Source organism: Haloactinomyces albus (assembly GCF_031458135.1).
Lineage (GTDB): Bacteria > Actinomycetota > Actinomycetes > Mycobacteriales > Pseudonocardiaceae > Haloactinomyces > Haloactinomyces albus.
Genome location: NZ_JAVDXW010000002.1, coordinates 162,339 through 177,162, shown reverse-complemented (window position 1 = coordinate 177,162; position 14,824 = coordinate 162,339). Strand labels below are relative to the sequence as shown.

Sequence of the window (14,824 nt, the reverse complement as noted above, 5' to 3'; positions counted from 1 at the left end):
ACGACGCGGTCCCCGCAGCGGCCCCACCGTCGGAAGCGGCACAGCTACACCGCCGCCGAACTCAGCGCCCACTGCCTGGAACCCGTGCGCACTGGGACCGGCGAGATCCTGCGCTACCGGGTGCGCATCGCCGGAGACCTGCTCGGCTCCATCGTCCGCGCCCCCTATGGGCACAGCGGCCGGCAGGCCCAGGACAGCGCCGGGAACGCCCTGGCCCACAGCGGGTCCGGCCGCTACGCGAAGAACCGCCAAGCCGCCGTGGTCGACCTGCTGGCCGCGCTCGGCATCACCAGCCGAGGCTGAGTATCCAAGGCGGCGGAATCCGGACCCACTATGCATCCGGTGACCACTCCCCGTGACGTGGTCGATGCTCGACTGTAAGCCGGTGAAGTCCCCTGTGCGCTACGTTAATGGTGATCACGCTGGCAGGATGGAGAACATGGTGCTCCCCGTTGCGAATGAAGCGAGCATTTTCGCAAGAGCTGGCGCAAGCGTGGTGCATGGGCTCGGGCAAGCAAACAGGCCCATCTCGTGGCCCAATGCTCACGAATCACTGCTCGAGCTGTACGCAATCTTGGACGACTGGTGCGAACGAGCTGAACAAACTACGCACTACATCAACGCTCACATCGGAGAGCCGCGACCAAACACGGACTCTGAGCATGCCTTCGGCCCCTTCGGCTTCAGCTTCCACGGCGCTACGAACTTTGCCCCAGGCTATGTAGAAACCGCCTCCACAGACGTGGGAGGAATCTTGTCCGAAAAGCCGCCCATGCTGCAACGATGGCGCGCATCGAAGCGACGTCAGGCAGCACGGCGCAACCTCCGCACTCTCCTTAACGTCTACTGCCCGAATCTCCTCAGAGAGTTTGAAGATGCCATCCAAGAGCGTCTCAAGTGGACACGTAAGCACCGCAAACACATCAACCGCTGGCTCAGTTCTTGCTCTGATGTCGAGAGCACACAACTACTGGAAGACATGGCAGCGACACATGCCCGCTTGGTGCAAGTTCGCGAGGACCTCCACCACTTTCTCGTCACCCACTACCCTTTGGGGGGACCAGGAACGGCCTAATTGACCTGACGCTCCTGAGGGTACTTCAGAAGGGATTCCTGCCTGGTCACACCCGGTACGGCTGGGCTGCGGCTCCTGCGGACACCACCACGGGATCTCCGCAGTCGACCTGGCCGACCCCGACACCCGCCACACCTGTCTGTGCCTGCGGCCTACACATGCCCGGCCTCACCACGCAGACCCCGGACCGTGGCCGATCACGCCCGGCTCGTCTCAGGGCTGCATGCGCCCGAACTGCGCGAAACCCTGCGCGAAGCCAAGCGGCGACAGGGCGAGGGCTGACCACTCACCTGAGTACAAGACCGGTCCCCGCCGGAGGGCACGGAGACCGGCCTTTGACCAGATGGAAAGGGGTAATCCCCGAGATAGGTGCTTGTGCGACAGGAGGGGGCGGGACCAGATCCACCACAGCAGTGCCCGACCGAGGGGGCGGCCGGGCACTGTTGTGTTCGTGGTTAACGCTGGTCAGAGTCCGAAGAAGTGAGCGACTGCCTTAGCTGCTATCTTGATCTTGTCCCATACCCAGCCGGCTGCTTCCTTGATCTTGTCCCACACCCACTCCAGCTTCTGGATCAGCCACAGGGCGGCCTTCTTGAGGAAGTTGATGATCGCTTTGGCGGCCGCGCTGTAGGCATCGGCGATGGTCAGCAGGAACCCCCGCTCACGCGGATTCTTGTTCCCGCGATCCCGGATCCCCTCCCAGAACTCGTGGTTGGCCTTGAGCAGCGCCTCGCCGTCTTTCTTCTCGCGGTCGTCCACCATCGCGTTCCACGCGGCGGTGTCCAGGCTCTTGGCGTCCTTGAGCTTGCCGATCTCGGCGTTGACCTGCTTGTCGGCATTGACGACGACGTCGTGGATCTTCTGGCCGCATTGCTTCGCGAGCTGCGTGGCCGGGTGTTCAGGGTGCGGAAGTGGTTTCGCGGTGGCCTCGTGCAGCTTGTTCATCGCGTGCTCAAGGTCGTCGTCAACGTTGGACAGTCCCCCGAATGGTTCTGGTGGGGAGCTGGCTGAGTCGGTGCTGGTCAGGGCGGCGAAGCTCTCCGGATCGCGGAGCAGGTTCGCCATCGCCTGGTGCTCGGACTCGTATGAGGCGATGAAGGCTTCCCAGGTTTCTTCGGACACGGTTGGTGACGTAGTGGTCATGTTCTGTATTCGTACTAGCTGGCGACCTCACCCCGCAGCAAGATCAATAGCATGTCACCCGACCGGAGTGGAGAGATTGCTCTGTTGGGGGTGTCCCTCATGACAACGGAGCGGCCAGTCGTTCACGGACGTCTCGGGTCTCCCGGACCCGGTGAGGTCTTTCCACAGAGCGGTGTCATGGTCGGCGTTGGCTGCCTGCCGAGTGGTGCCCGTCGCTGTGCGCCGCGGTCTCGAACACCGGATGCCTGCGCCCACCAGGGTGGGGCCGAACCCGCCCGGCGGTGATGGTCAGCACGCAGCACCGCCGGGCCACCGCTGCCGGACGGGCCTCTCTGGCCGTCCCGGTGCGGCTCTACTGTCGCACTGACCACTGCTCGTTCGGATCTTCCTCACGACCCCGTACCGTGCTCGCTCGTGTCGGAGTTACGTCCCTTTCAGCGTCTTGATGATCGACTCGCTGGGAAGACAGCCGAGGAAGTCCTTTTCCCGGGTTTGCCCGAGCACTTGGTGACCCCTTTGCACATGTGGATCGCAGAGATGCTGTCCCAGGATTTCCCCTATCAGACCTGGCTCAGGATGTAGCGCTGCGCTTGCAGCGGGTACATACGTACGGAGTCAGCTATCGGGACTTGCTCGCATTCGGTGGGTCGGACGAGGAGCTGCTGATCGTCGTGGATGCGATCCTGGCAGTCGCAACCGCCATCCAGGGATGGGCGGAGGCTTCCAGAGGGAGAAGCCCACAGCCTCAACGCCATCTCGTTGCATGGCCGGTCGGCATATCGGGTCGCCGATGATGAGTCGAGGTTGGTGTTGCGGGTGGCCCCCAGGGTAGAGCAGGCCTTTCACGGCACCGCCGCCGTAGCCGACGAAATTACGGCTGGTTTGCTGCGAGACGCCGAGCTCGGCCGGGTCGGGTCGGCGACGGTGCCGCGGTGGCGATACCAAGGACCGTGGCCGCGGTTACTTCACCACCGACCGGTTCGAGTGAGCCGGGCCGGTACGGTGAGCATCCTCGGATTCCCCGGGGTCTTCTTCGTCTTCGGACGCTGTCCACAGTGGTCTGACGATGGGGGCGCGTGAGGACTTCCCGGACTTGTGCGCGGGGCTGTTCAGTCACGGATGTCGGGCTGTCGGTGGTGGGCGTCCACGGCGGTGTCGGCGAGCTGCTGTCCGGCTTCGGCGAAGATCGAGCGGAGCCAGGCGTGCTCGGGGTCGTTGTCGTGCGTCGGGTGCCACCACAGGGCTTCGACGAGAGGCACGGCATCGTACGGGCAGGGTAGCGCGCGGACCTCGCCGCCCGCGGTGAGCAGTGGCGCGAGCTTGGTTTGGGTGAGCGCGATGCGGTTCGTCCCGGCGATGAAGGACGGCAACGCGAGGAAGCTTTCCACCACCACCTGCACGTTCGGCTCGATGCCGAGCATCTGCAGTTGGCGCGCGGCCGGGGTGAACGCCGAGGGCGAGTGGTAGGTCAGCACCCACGGCAGCTCGGCGAGATGCTCCATCGTCAACGTCTCGCCGACGTGGGGGTTGTCCGTGGCCACCAGGCAGCTCCAGGTGTCCGAGAAGACGTCGAGGTTCGGCAGGTCGGCAAGGAAACCGTGTGGCAGCAACAGCGCGTCGACGTCGCGCAGCACCTCCGCCGCCGTGTCGATCACGCTCGGATTGTGCAGCTCGAACCGTAGCCGCACGTTCGGTGCCCGCTCGGCCAGCAGGCGTCCGACCCGGCCGCCGAGCAACGACATGGCGTAGTCGGAACCGAGCACCCGGAAGGTCGCCTGCGAGGTGCCGGGGTCGAAGACGGGTTCACTGGTGAACACTCGTTCGATACCGGCCAGTGCGGCTTCGGTGCGCGGACGCAGCCGCACGGCCAACGGGGTGAGCTCGTGGTGATTGCCCACTCTGGTCAGCAACTGATCACCGAAGTGTCGCCGCAGTCGCGCCAGGGCGGCGCTCAGCGCGGGCTGCCCGAGGCTCATGCGCTGGGCAGCCCGGGTGACGCTGCGTTCCCGCAGCAGGTGGTGCAGCGAGACCAGCAGGTTGAGGTCGAGGTTCAGCACGGCTTTCTCATCGATGGTATCGATCCCCTGTATCTGCAGATTCGTCTTCCGTGATGCCTGGTGGCCGTTCAGAGTAAACGTGTCGTTACGAAGACGAAAGGACGCCGTCGTGGCCAAGGCCAGCAGTCCGTTCGCGCTCGGCACGTTCGCCGTCGGAAACGAGGAGTTTCCCGGGCTCGTGGTCGGTGATCGGACCTTGAACCTGTCGGACGTCCTGAGGATTCCGGGAAGCGTCTTGTCGCTCGTGCAGGACTGGGATGCGGTGTTGCCGCGGCTTGAAGCGCTGGCCGCGGATTCGAGTCGTGCCGACTGGTGGCACCTGGCGGACGTGTCGGTGCGCGCACCGCTGCGACCTCGGCAGATCGTGCAGGCCGGGGCCAACTACCGAACCCACGTCATCGATCTGGCCGTGCAGCACGCGGAGCTCGGTCCCGGGCGCACGGAGGAGCAGGTTCGGACCGAGACCGCGGCGATGATGGATCGCCGGGCGGCGGAAGGCACGCCGTATCTGTTCCTCGGCCTACCCGGTGCGGTCGCCGGGCCGTACGACGACGTGGTACTGCCCGGCTACTCCGAGCAGCACGACTGGGAATTGGAACTGGCCGCCGTCATCGGCCGCAGGGCCTTCCGCGTCGACCGCGAATCGGCCGCCGACCACGTCGCCGGCTACACGATCGTCAACGACCTGACGACGCGGGATCTGGTGTTCCGCCGGGACATGCCCGAGATCGGCACCGACTGGCTGCGCGCCAAGAACGCCCCCGGATTCCTGCCGACCGGCCCGTGGCTGGTGCCGTCGTCGTTCGTGGACCCGGGTGACCTGCGGTTGACGCTGAAGCTCAATGACGAGGTCATGCAGGATGAGTCCACAAAGGACATGGTCTTCGATGTGGCCGCGCTCGTGTCCGCCGCCTCCCAGGTGGTCGAGCTGCTGCCGGGCGACCTGGTCCTCAGCGGGAGCCCGGCCGGAAACGGGATGCACCACGGCCGCCTGCTGCGTCCGGGAGACGTCATGACGGCCACGATCACCGGACTGGGCGCACAGCGCACCAGGTGCGTTGCCGAGGAGACGTGATGGACCGGACCGATCCCGAAGGCGCCATCGCCGCCGCGGCGGCACGTTGCTCGAATGCCGGGCGGTGGGGAACCGACGATGTGCTGGGCACACTGAACTTCCTCGACGAGGGCAAGCGCGCCGAGGGCGCCCGCCAGGTGCGCCGCGGAACGGTGTTCTCCCTGGCCCAGCGGTTCGACGCGCACGGCCCGCAGAACGGGTGGCGGCGTCGGACCAACCCGGTCCACACCATGCTCGACACCGGCCTCGACGCCGCGCGCGGGCAGGGCTTCCCGCACGGCCTCGGCGGTGCCGACGACGTCGTGTTCATGCCGTTGCAGTGCTCCACCCAGTGGGACGGGCTGGGGCACATCTTCGATCACGGGACGGCCTACAACCGCCGCCGTGCCGACGAGGTCGTCACCAGCGAAGGTGATCAGGTCACCGGGATCGAGACGGCGGCGGCCCACATCGCGGGCCGGGGAGTGCTGCTCGACGTGGGCCGGGTCGTCGGCGACGAAGGTGAACTGCCCGACGGGTTCGCGGTCACCACCGAAATCCTGGAGGCCACCGCAGCCGCGCACGGCGTGACCGTCGGACGTGGCGACCTGCTGTGCGTGCGAACCGGACGGCTCACGCGTGCTCGCCGCGACGGGTGGGGAACCTACGCAGGCGGGCAGGCACCCGGGCTGTCGTTCACCACCGCCGACTGGCTGCACGGCACGGAGATCGCCGCGATTGCCACCGATACGTGGGGATTCGAGGTGCGGCCCAACGAATTCGACGAGGCGTTTCAACCGCTGCACCAAGTGGCGATCCCGCACATCGGGCTGTTCATCGGCGAGATGTGGGACCTCGACGAGCTGGCCGCCGACTGCGCCGCCGACGGCCGCTTCGAATTCTGGCTCACCGCCGCGCCGCTGCCTGTGACCGGCGCCGTCGGCGCCCCCGTCAACCCACTGGCCGTCAAGTAGGAGCATCAGATGTCCGCCGTCCGTTCCGTACTCGTCATCGGCGGTGGCTCCGCAGGCACCGCCACCGCCATCCTGCTCGCAGAGCAGGGCATCGCAGTCGACCTGGTCGAGACCAACCCCGACGTCACCGCGCTCGGCTCGGGAATCACGTTGCAGGGCAACGCTCTGCGCGTGCTGCGGCAACTCGGCGTGTGGGAGGAGGTCCAGCGCCGCGGATATTCTTTCTCCACGCTGGGGCTGCGTGCGTCCGACCCGACGGGCAGTCTGCTGGCCGAGATCTCCGACGCCCGCACCGGCGGGCCCGACCTGCCCGCCACGGTCGGCATGTACCGCCCCGAACTGGCCCGCATCCTCACCGATCGGGCGGTAAGCCTGGGGGTGAAGGTCCGGTTCGGAACCGTCTGCACCGGACTCGACCAGGACACCGACAGCGTCCGAGCCCGCTTCGACGACGGCACCTCGGCGCGCTACGACCTCGCGGTCGGTGCGGACGGGGTGCGGTCGTCGACCCGGCGTACGCTCGGGATCGCACTGCGGACCCGCCCCACCGGCATGGGGATCTGGCGGGCGTTCACCCCGCGCCCGGACAGCGTCACGCGCACCGACCTCTACTACGGCGGGGCCGCTTACATCGCCGGATACTGCCCGGTGGACACGGCCGGCCTCTATGCCTACCTGGTCGAGGACGCCCAGTACCGCAGCGAGCTCGCCCCGGACGAACGCCTCGCGGTGATGCGGCAGATGGCCGAGCACTACCACGGGCCGTGGGACGAGATCCGTCCACACCTCCACGACCCGTCCCGGATCCACTACACGTGGTTCGAGACGCACTTGCTGGACGGCCCGTGGAACCGCGGCCGGGTCGTGCTCATCGGCGATGCGGTGCACGTCTGCCCACCCACGCTGGCCCAGGGCGCTGCCTTGGCTCTGGAGGACGCGGCCGTGCTCGCGGAACTGCTGACCGACGCCGACCGGGTCGACGAAAACCTGTGGGCGGCGTTCACCGCACGCAGGCTCGAACGAGTCCGCACCGTGGTGAACGTATCCGTGCAGCTGGGGCAGTGGTTGCTTGACGGCGAGCAGGGTGACGTCCCCGAACTGATGGACCGGGTGGCGCGAGTCGTGGGGGAACCGGCATGACCCGCGCAGTGGAGGCCCCGGTGGTCGACGTGCACGCGCACGTCCTCATCCGCGAGATCGAGGACGAGGTGGCCGGTCACCCCGGGCTGCACGCCCAGCAGGAACTGGAACTGGTTCGTCAGGGCACGGAGTCGAGCGCCGTCTCCGGTCGCATGGTCGCCGACCGGATGTCCCGGCTGACCGACATCGACGCGCGACGGTCCGACATGGACGCCGCGGGGGTGGACGTGCAGCTTCTCTCGCCGTCCCCGTCCCAGTACCACTACTGGGCGGATTCCGGTCCGGCGTGGACGGTGGCATTGGCCGCCAACCGCGGAATCGCCGCCACGGTTGCCGAGGACACGGCGCGGTTCCTCGGCCTCGGGATGGTTCCACTGCAACATCCCGCCATGACGGTCGCGGCCTTGGACGACGCGTTGGACCGCGGACTGGCCGGTGTGGAGATCTCCTCGCACGCCCCGCAACCCGACGGCAGCACCGTCGAACTGTCCGACCCGCGGCTGGAACCGTTCTGGGCACGCGCGGCTCAGCGCGAGGCGGTGATTCTCCTGCACCCGTTCGGCTGCACGCTCGGCGCCCGCCTCGACCGCTTCCACCTGGCCAACACCGTCGGGCAGCCGGCGGAGAATGCCGTCGCGCTTTCGCACCTGATCTTCGGAGGAGTGCTGGACCGGCACCCCGGGCTGCATGTGCTGGCCGCCCACGGCGGTGGTTACCTGCCCACCTACCTCGGCCGTTCGGATCACGCCTGGCAGGTACGCCCCGACGCGCGTGGCTGTGCGCAGCGCCCGAGCAGTTACCTGCGCAGGCTCTGGTTCGATTCGCTGGTTCACACGCCCGCGGCGCTGCGAGCGCTGGTCGCCGAGGTCGGAGCCGACCGGATCCTGCTCGGTTCCGACCACCCCTTCGACATGGGGGTGCCCGACCCCGTCGACCGGCTCGCCGCGGCCGATCTGTCCGTGCCGGACCAGTACGCCATTCGAACCGGCAACGCCGAGGGGCTCGGCCTGGTTCCCGCTGGACCGGCCGGCACGGCGCACGCCGCTCCTCGAGGGGAGCACTCGCAGTAACAGCCGGTGAGAAGTTCCGCCACGGAACCATCCCCGTAAACCGGGAAAAAAGTCCTATGAGGAGAGATCTCATGATGAACCGCCTGATCACGCACCTGCGGCACATCGCAGTGGCCGTACCCGACTTCGAGCGGGAGCTGGAGTTCTACCGGAACCTGTGGGGACTGACCGAGGTCGCCTCCGACACGGGGCTGAGCTTTTTGGCCGCGGAAGGTTCGCCGGAGCAGTACGTTGTGCGGCTGCGCAAGTCCGCCGACAAGCGAATCGATCTCATTTCGTTCGGCGCCGCCAACACGGTGGACGTGGACACCCTGGCCGCCCGTCTGAGCCGGGACGGGGTGCGGTTGATCTCCGAACCGGGAACGGTCGCCACTCCGGGCGGTGGCTACGGTTTCCGGTTTTTCGACAACGAAGGCCGCACCGTCGAAGTCTCCACCGATGTGGCGCTGCGTCCTCACCGCAAGATCGAGGAGACCGAGTCCGTTCCGGTCCGGCTCTCCCACGTCGTGGTCAACTCCTCCGAGCCGGAGGCCACCGTCGAGTTCTACCGGCGTCACCTCGACTTCGCGCTGTCCGACGTGCTGATGCATCCGGAGAACGGCCGCATGATGTGGTTTTTGCGCTGCAACGACTGGCACCACAGTTTCGCCGTCGCACGCTGTCCGCACGCTTCGCTGCACCACGCCAGCTTCGAGATGCGCGGTCTCGACGAGTACATGCGTGGCTCCGGCCGTCTGCTGCGTGCCGGTGTGGAGAAAGTGTGGGGACCGGGCAGGCACAAGGCGGGTAACAACACCTTCTCGTACTTCCTCGATCCGCAGGGCAACACCGTCGAGTACACCACCGAGCTGGCGCGCCTGGACGAGGACACCTGGCATCCCGGGCTGCACGACTTCACCGACCCGATGGTCTCCGACCAGTGGGGCACGGCCAATCCGATGGACGAGTTCGTCGCCAGGAAGTCGTTCAACGACCCCGACAGGGGCCTGTTTCAGGCCCCACCGGTGTGATCCCGCCGCCGGACTCGCGACGGAAACGACGAGGAGGGGCCGACTTTGCGCTTTGCCACCGTGGAGGAACCCGACGGCGCCGTGCGGTGCGGCGTCGTCGTGGACGACGTGCTGCACCGGCTGCCACCCGGTACGAGGATTCTGGATCTGCTGCGGACCGACACGCTGCTCGAGGTCGGCCGCAGTGCGCTTTCCGCGCGGGACACGGTCTCGTTGACTGAGGTCCGACTGCTGCCGCCGCTGGAAGCGCCCACCGTGCGGGACTTCGTGGCTTTCGAGGAACACGTCGAAGGCGTACGCCGCAGCGTGGAGGGGGAGGCAGGAGTGGTGCCGGAGTGGTACGAGGCACCTGCCTTCTACTTCACCAATCCCCATTCGCTCATCGGTGCGCACGACGAGGTCGCGGTACCACCGGGGTGTGCGGTGCTGGACTACGAACTCGAAGTCGCCGCGATCATCGGCCGCGAGGGAGCGGATCTCACCCCGGCACAGGCGCGCTCGCACATCGCGGGTTACACGATCTTCAACGACTGGTCCGCCCGCGACCTGCAAAGCCGGGAGATGCGGGTGGGGCTCGGCCCGGCCAAGGGCAAGGACTTCGCCGGAACCCTGGGACCGGTGCTGGTCACCGCCGACGAACTGGAGCCGTACCGGGACGCCGACGGATTCCTGCACCTGGCCATGACCGCCTCGGTCAACGCCACCGAGGTCGGCCGGGACCTGCTGTCCAACATGGGGTGGCCGTTCGAGGAGCTGCTCGCCCACGCCGCGCGCGGAAGCCGCGTGCGCCCCGGCGACGTGCTCGGTTCGGGCACGTGCGGACACGGCGGTTGCCTGGCCGAGCTGTGGGGCAGGCGCGGTGTTCAGCAACCACCACCGTTGCGGCCGGGAGACGTGGTGGAGATGACCGTCGAGGGCATCGGCGTCATCGCCAACACCGTGGTCGAAGGTGTCGTCGACACGGATGTTCCGCCGGTGCGACCCGCGCGCCGCCGGGACAGGCAGCGACCGTGACCACCCCGAGCGGAATCCGACCTTCGACCGCCACCGGTGCCGACGGAAGGACGTGCCCGCCAGGCTTCGCGGGAACGATCATGGCGTGTCGGCGCCACACCGGGACGCTCGATCAGTTCGGTTGCTCGGCGACTCGTGTACTGGTCGAGGATCGCGGGAGTTCGGGAGTGGGTGGCGAGCCAATCGCCGAGTGCCGGAGAGGTCATGCTCACCAGGCGCACGGCGTCGTCGTGGAGCTCCCGTGGCCGGCGGTAGGCCTCCGGTGCGGAGCGGGGCACTCCAGGGCGGCGGACTCCGTAGATAATCGGCCCATGGTGAGCGATCCGATTGCGCAGGCAGATTTCCACCAGCGCGAGATCGGCTTGCATGCTGGCGGCCAGTTCGACCCCACGAGGTAGAGCTGCACCGGTCCACAGCCCCACGCCGGGGCGTGGCGCTCGTAGGTTCGCAACCGTTCAGCGCTGAGCAACGGCGCCAGAGCATCCACCGAGTCAGCCTGGTGATATCCCACTACCGGTGTTCTACCACCACGGCACCTTGAAACGAGCCTCCTCACCGTGTCCGCTGGTGAGGAAGTCCCCGCAACCGCCTCTGCTCCGGTATGCGGCCGGGGTCCTTCTTATGGCGCTGGAATGCCGTCGATGCCGGAGAACACGCTGCAGGGCGTTCGCTGCGTCCGGCTTCGCGCGGTGACGGCCGGGAGTGTGTTTACTCGTTTTTGCTGTTGCTTCAGCGTTGAACGAAGCTCACGTCCAAGGCAACTGGCCTGCACCGACTCGCTGCGCACGTAACCGAGCTCGTCGATGACCGACCGGATCCGGGCGCGCGTGTCCGCTGAGACCCGGTCCGGTCGGTCCAAGGCGTTCGAGACCGTCCCGATCGGCACATCAGCACGACGCGCCACATCCTTGGTACTGAGCTCTCCGGTGCTGCGGCTACCGCCCGCAGCCGGCACCCCGCCTCCCCTGACTCGAGTGTTGACTCGAGAACACCCCAGCCTATCCTTCCTCAGGCTAAAACGTTTTATTTGCTTCGGCAATGGTGGGTACCCGCAGCAGTGGTAAGTCCCTGATGCGTGGGCCAGCGAGGTTCCGCCACGGGAATTTATCGTCCAAGGGCCCGTGCCGCGGGCGTTCTCAGTGAGGTCGACAGCGACTTCGAGCACGCCGCCACCGGCACATGGTTGCAACCGCTCTGGCCGCACGAGTGTCGCGCACGGTCTTGTTCACAGCTGCGGCGCTCGTTATGGTGTGCACCACTTTGAAACGATTTACTTCCGCGACTCCAGCATCCGGAGCCCGCGGCACCAAGGCCGATGGACAGGAGGGCCGATGGGAGCCCGGTTCACTGACAAACGCACGACAGGGTGGCGCGCAACGATCGCCGTGGCCATGTCGAACTACATCGAGGCGGGGTCGATCATCGCGATCGCCACGAGCCTCAGCTTGTGGCAGGAACGCTTCGGCTTGGACAACCTGGCGGTCGGACTCCTCGCCTCACTGAGCGCCAACGCATTCGGTGCCGCGGCGGGAGCGGCCATCGGCGGCCCGCTGTGCGACCGCTACGGCAGGAAGTTCATCTACACCTACGACCTGCTGTTGTACATGTTGGGCGTGCTGTTGGCGGTTTTCGCCACGTCCTATGGGATGTTGCTGACCGCCTTCGTGCTGACCGGCATCGCCGTCGGTGCCGGAGTGACCGCGTCGTGGACCTACATCGCCGAGGAAGCTCCACCGCACCAACGGGCAGCGCACGTCGGTACCGCCCAGTTGGCTTGGTCGATCGGGCCGATGATCGGCTACTTGCTGGCGGTCGTCGTCGCCCCGCTCGGGCTGGTCGGCAGCCGGCTGATTTTTGCGCACCTGTTCGTCGTCGCCGCCGTGACATGGTGGGTGCGGCGGGGTCTGCCGGAATCCGAAATCTGGCGCAGCAGGAACGACGCTCCGGACGAGCGCCCCTCTTTCCTCGGCAGCCTGCGCGGCTTGTTCACCACGAAGGCCAACCTCACCGCGCTGCTGTTCCTGTTCGGCGTCTACGCTCTGTGGAACACCGTGGCCGGGCAGTCCGGTATCTTCCAGCCGCGCGTGTACGAAGCGGCAGGCGTCACCTCGGTGACCGAGCAGTACCTGTTGCAGGTTCTTATGTGGGGCTGCACCAGCGCGGCCACGTTCCTCGGGTTCATGCTGCTCGCCGACCGGATGAGCCGCCGGTGGTTGTACTGCTCCGGTGCCGCGCTCGGCGTCCTTGCCTGGAGTGCACTGATCTATGCCCCGCCGAGCACCGCCACCATGCTGTTCTTCGCGATCGGTTGGGGTGTATCCATGGGTGTCGGCGCGCAGGCGTTCTACGGGCTGTGGACCAGTGAGCTGTTCGCGACCGGATATCGCGCCAGCGCGCAGGGAGTGCTGTTCCTGGCCGCCCGAGTGCTCGTCGGGTTGCTCAGCGTCTGGTTCCCGGTGCTGCTGGCACAGATCGGATTGACAGGACTCGGTCTGCTCATCCTCGGACTGCTGGCCGCTTCCCTGCTCATCGGTACAGTGTGGACACCACGCACCCGGGGCAAGAGCCTGCAGCAGATCGAGCGGGAGCGCTACGGGACCACCGCGACCGCGGACAGCGCGGTGGTGACCTCATGACCCGCGTGTGCTTCCAGTTGTGGATCGACCCGGACCGCCTCGACGAGTACCGGCGCCGCCACGCGGCCGTGTGGCCCGAAATGCTGCGCGAGCTCGAGGCCTCGGGACGGCGCAACTACTCGCTGTTCCTGCGCCCGGACGGCCTGCTGATCGGCTACTACGAGACGGACTCGGTCGTCCGGTCGGATGCCCATCTCGCGGCATCGCGGGTGGCCGCGGTCTGGGAGGAGCACATGGCCGACCTCTTCGTCGCCCAGAGCGGGCGCGCGGACCAGACGGCCACAGTCCTCGACGAGGTATTCCACCTCGAAGACCAGCTTGCCGGCATCGGTGCACTGCAGACACCCGATGAGCGGAACCCGAGCGAAGGAGACGATGCATGACCACCCCACCTCGTTTCGCCGAGATCACCGACACTCTCGCCCGCCAATCCATCGAGCTGCCCAGCTGGGCGTTCGGCAACTCCGGCACCCGTTTCAAGGTGTTCGGCACGCCCGGCACCCCGCGCACACCGCACGAGAAGATCGCCGACGCCGCCAAGGTGCACGAACTCACCGGCCTGGCACCGACCGTGGCGCTGCACATCCCGTGGGACGACGTCGACGACTTCGCCGCGCTCAAGGCACACGCGGAGAAGCTCGGCGTGCAGCTGGGCACGATCAACTCGAACACGTTCCAGGACGAGGACTACAAGTTCGGCAGCCTCACCCACTCCGACCCGGCGGTGCGGCGCAAGGCCATCGACCATCACTTCCGATGCCTCGACATCATGCACGCCACCGGCTCGACCGACCTCAAGATCTGGCTGGCCGACGGCACCAACTACCCCGGGCAGGACTCGCTGCGGGCGCGCCAGGACCGGCTCGCCGAGTCGCTGGCCGAGATCTACGACAGGTTGGACGAGCACCAACGGCTCGTGCTCGAGTACAAGTTCTTCGAACCGGCCTTCTACCACACCGACGTGCCCGACTGGGGCACCTCGTACGCGCAGGTCAGCGCGCTCGGCGACCGGGCCTTCACCTGCCTGGACACCGGCCACCACGCGCCCGGCACGAACATCGAGTTCATCGTCATGCAGCTACTGCGGCTGGGCAAACTCGGCTCGTTCGACTTCAACTCGCGCTTCTACGCCGACGACGACCTGATCGTCGGCGCGGCCGACCCGTTCCAGCTGTTCCGCATCCTGCACGAAGTCGCCACAGGCGGTGGGCTCGATGAGGGGTCCCCGGTGCGCTTCATGCTCGACCAGTGCCACAACGTCGAAGAGAAGATCCCCGGCCAGATCCGCTCGGTGCTCAACGTGCAGGAGATGACCGCACGTGCGCTGCTGGTCGACCGCGCGGCGCTCGTCAAGGCGCAGTCCGAGCACGACGTGCTCGGCGCGAACGACGTGCTGATGGATGCCTTCCACACCGACGTGCGACCGGCCCTCGCCGAATGGCGCGCCTCGCGCGGACTACCCGCCGAACCGATGCGCGCCTACGCCGACTCCGGACACCAGAAGTACCTGGCCGAACAACGTGTCGGCGGTGTGCAGGCCGGTTGGGGGGCCTGATGAGCAACCGCGCGCGAAAGGAAAACGCAGTGGTCGGCAAGAATTCCAGCGCTGTGCTGACCCAAGAGATCGTGGATGTCCATGGCGCTTGGGTTG

The 14,824-nt window shown here is 67.0% G+C and carries 13 protein-coding genes; 10 read left to right on the top strand and 3 right to left on the bottom strand.

The window, feature by feature from the left end:
• Positions 1-84 precede the first annotated feature (84 nt).
• Complete coding sequence (locus JOF55_RS23695; RefSeq protein WP_310278919.1) at positions 85-303, top strand: hypothetical protein; 219 nt, start codon at positions 85-87, stop codon at positions 301-303.
• Between the two features lie 1,237 nt (positions 304-1,540).
• Here the strand turns inward: JOF55_RS23695 and JOF55_RS23690 are convergent.
• Positions 1,541-2,218, bottom strand: coding sequence for a hypothetical protein (locus JOF55_RS23690; protein WP_310278916.1), 678 nt, complete (start codon positions 2,216-2,218; stop codon positions 1,541-1,543).
• A 1,109-nt stretch (positions 2,219-3,327) separates the two neighbouring features.
• Positions 3,328-4,275 carry a LysR family transcriptional regulator gene (locus tag JOF55_RS23685; protein ID WP_310278913.1) on the bottom strand — a complete coding sequence of 316 codons (948 nt, stop codon included), beginning with the start codon at positions 4,273-4,275 and terminating at the stop codon, positions 3,328-3,330.
• 109 nt (positions 4,276-4,384) lie between these two features.
• Between JOF55_RS23685 and JOF55_RS23680 the strand changes: the two genes are divergently transcribed.
• The 6 genes from JOF55_RS23680 to JOF55_RS23655 all read left to right on the top strand — a co-directional run bounded on the left by JOF55_RS23680 (position 4,385) and on the right by JOF55_RS23655 (position 10,537).
• The gene (locus tag JOF55_RS23680) at positions 4,385-5,350 is read left to right on the top strand and encodes a fumarylacetoacetate hydrolase family protein (protein WP_310278910.1); all 966 of its coding nucleotides are present in this window, start codon (positions 4,385-4,387) and stop codon (positions 5,348-5,350) included.
• Positions 5,350-6,303: a cyclase family protein gene (locus JOF55_RS23675; RefSeq protein ID WP_310278909.1), complete on the top strand. Its 954-nt coding sequence runs from the start codon at positions 5,350-5,352 to the stop codon at positions 6,301-6,303. Before JOF55_RS23680 ends, JOF55_RS23675 begins: the two co-directional genes overlap by 1 nt.
• 9 nt (positions 6,304-6,312) lie before the next feature.
• Complete coding sequence (locus JOF55_RS23670; RefSeq protein WP_310278908.1) at positions 6,313-7,443, top strand: FAD-dependent oxidoreductase; 1,131 nt, start codon at positions 6,313-6,315, stop codon at positions 7,441-7,443.
• Positions 7,440-8,513: an amidohydrolase family protein gene (locus JOF55_RS23665; protein ID WP_310278907.1), complete on the top strand. Its 1,074-nt coding sequence runs from the start codon at positions 7,440-7,442 to the stop codon at positions 8,511-8,513. The genes JOF55_RS23670 and JOF55_RS23665 overlap by 4 nt, the downstream gene beginning before the upstream one ends.
• A 71-nt stretch (positions 8,514-8,584) precedes the next feature.
• Positions 8,585-9,523: a VOC family protein gene (locus JOF55_RS23660; RefSeq protein WP_310278906.1), complete on the top strand. Its 939-nt coding sequence runs from the start codon at positions 8,585-8,587 to the stop codon at positions 9,521-9,523.
• 45 nt (positions 9,524-9,568) lie between these two features.
• Complete coding sequence (locus tag JOF55_RS23655) at positions 9,569-10,537, top strand: fumarylacetoacetate hydrolase family protein (protein ID WP_310278904.1); 969 nt, start codon at positions 9,569-9,571, stop codon at positions 10,535-10,537.
• A 619-nt stretch (positions 10,538-11,156) separates the two neighbouring features.
• Here the strand turns inward: JOF55_RS23655 and JOF55_RS23650 are convergent.
• A complete protein-coding gene (locus tag JOF55_RS23650; RefSeq protein ID WP_310279088.1) occupies positions 11,157-11,441 on the bottom strand; it encodes a helix-turn-helix domain-containing protein in 285 nt (94 codons plus the stop codon).
• 427 nt (positions 11,442-11,868) lie between these two features.
• On the opposite strand from JOF55_RS23650, the gene JOF55_RS23645 reads away from it, so the two are divergent.
• The 3 genes from JOF55_RS23645 to rhaI are packed head-to-tail and all read left to right on the top strand — an operon-like array spanning position 11,869 to position 14,728.
• On the top strand, positions 11,869-13,173 hold the full coding sequence (locus JOF55_RS23645; protein ID WP_310278903.1) for an MFS transporter: 1,305 nt from the start codon (positions 11,869-11,871) through the stop codon (positions 13,171-13,173).
• Positions 13,170-13,556, top strand: a complete 387-nt coding sequence (locus JOF55_RS23640) for an L-rhamnose mutarotase (protein WP_310278902.1) — start codon at positions 13,170-13,172, stop codon at positions 13,554-13,556. The genes JOF55_RS23645 and JOF55_RS23640 overlap by 4 nt, the downstream gene beginning before the upstream one ends.
• Positions 13,553-14,728, top strand: a complete 1,176-nt coding sequence (gene rhaI / locus JOF55_RS23635; protein ID WP_310278901.1) for an L-rhamnose isomerase — start codon at positions 13,553-13,555, stop codon at positions 14,726-14,728. The genes JOF55_RS23640 and rhaI overlap by 4 nt, the downstream gene beginning before the upstream one ends.
• The last annotated feature ends 96 nt before the right edge of the window (positions 14,729-14,824 follow it).

Excerpts from the sequence above, each read along its gene's own strand:
- JOF55_RS23690 (WP_310278916.1), bottom strand. The coding sequence starts at position 2,218 with ATGACCACTACGTCACCAACCGTGTCCGAAGAAACCTGGGAAGCCTTC.
- JOF55_RS23675 (WP_310278909.1), top strand. The coding sequence starts at position 5,350 with ATGGACCGGACCGATCCCGAAGGCGCCATCGCCGCCGCGGCGGCACGT.
- JOF55_RS23670 (WP_310278908.1), top strand. The coding sequence starts at position 6,313 with ATGTCCGCCGTCCGTTCCGTACTCGTCATCGGCGGTGGCTCCGCAGGC.
- JOF55_RS23665 (WP_310278907.1), top strand. The coding sequence starts at position 7,440 with ATGACCCGCGCAGTGGAGGCCCCGGTGGTCGACGTGCACGCGCACGTC.
- JOF55_RS23660 (WP_310278906.1), top strand. The coding sequence starts at position 8,585 with ATGATGAACCGCCTGATCACGCACCTGCGGCACATCGCAGTGGCCGTA.
- JOF55_RS23645 (WP_310278903.1), top strand. The coding sequence starts at position 11,869 with ATGGGAGCCCGGTTCACTGACAAACGCACGACAGGGTGGCGCGCAACG.
- JOF55_RS23640 (WP_310278902.1), top strand. The coding sequence starts at position 13,170 with ATGACCCGCGTGTGCTTCCAGTTGTGGATCGACCCGGACCGCCTCGAC.
- rhaI (WP_310278901.1), top strand. The coding sequence starts at position 13,553 with ATGACCACCCCACCTCGTTTCGCCGAGATCACCGACACTCTCGCCCGC.